At 67.4% G+C, this 947-nt stretch carries 1 protein-coding gene; it reads right to left on the bottom strand.

Annotated elements, in window-relative coordinates; translation table 11 throughout:
• On the bottom strand, nt 1-664 hold a 664-nt coding region (locus QRO91_RS22050), incomplete at its 3' end, for an acyl-CoA thioesterase (RefSeq protein ID WP_404830278.1).
• Between the last annotated feature and the right edge of the window lie 283 nt (nt 665-947).

The following is a 947-nucleotide window of genomic DNA, read 5'->3' as shown; positions in this document are numbered from 1 at the left end:
GGAAGGTCGCCGTGCCCAGCAGGTGGAAATCGGAGGCATAGGCCAGCAGCGCCTGGTGCAGCTCCGGTGCATCGCCAACCGGTTCGCTCAGGCGCAGCCACACCTGGTGGTAGGGCGGGCGCTTGGGCGGGTTCAGTTCGTCACGCGGGTAGACGTGGCGGAACTCGAACGGACCGCCACGCGACAGCCAGCGCTGCACCTTGATAGGCAGCCGTTCCAGCACTTCAGCCGGCAGCGGCCGGTTCGGTTCGATGTCTTCCGGCTGCGGCACTTCAGGCATCTTGTGCTGGTGCTCGGCGCCGGTTTCGGCCTGCTGGAACGAGGCCGCGCAGAAGAAGATCACCTTGCCGTGCTGGATCGCGGTGACCCGGCGCACCGAGAAGCTGCCGCCATCGCGGGTGCGGTCCACGTCGTAGACGATCGGGTGGTCGATGTTGCCGGCGCGCAGGAAATAGGCGTGCAGCGAATGCACGTGGCGGCCGTTGTCGACCGTGGCCTGCGCGGCGGCCAGCGCCTGGCCCAGCACCTGCCCGCCGAACACGTACTTGGTGCCGATGTCGCGGCTCTGCCCGCGGAACAGGTTGTCCTCCAGCCGCTCCAGCGTGAGCAGGTCGATCAGCTCGGAGACGACGGGTTCGGGCGTGTCGTTCAAGGGGGCGGCCAAAGCAGTGAAAGAGGGCCTGATTATACCGGTCAGGGGTCAGATCCCTTTCGCTTCGCGAACGGGATCTGCCCCCGATGCCGCGCGCTGGCCGATCATCGGTAGTGGGGGCCGCGGGGCCCCCGCCACATCTTACACTATGGGGGCCCGCCGGTTGGGGCCCCCCCCCCCGCCCACATAAAATATATCACCCGCGCCCCCACCCCCAGCCGCCCCGTCTATTTCTTACCCGGGTCACAACCCCCACCCAAAAACGCCACCCTCGTTATTTTGCTGGGGGGGCGCT

It is taken from the genome of Stenotrophomonas maltophilia group sp. Smal32, from assembly GCF_030237085.1.
In the GTDB taxonomy this organism is placed as follows: Bacteria; Pseudomonadota; Gammaproteobacteria; order Xanthomonadales; family Xanthomonadaceae; genus Stenotrophomonas; species Stenotrophomonas maltophilia_Q.
Note: the sequence above shows the minus strand (reverse complement) of the source record. Positions and strands in the feature narration are given on the sequence as shown.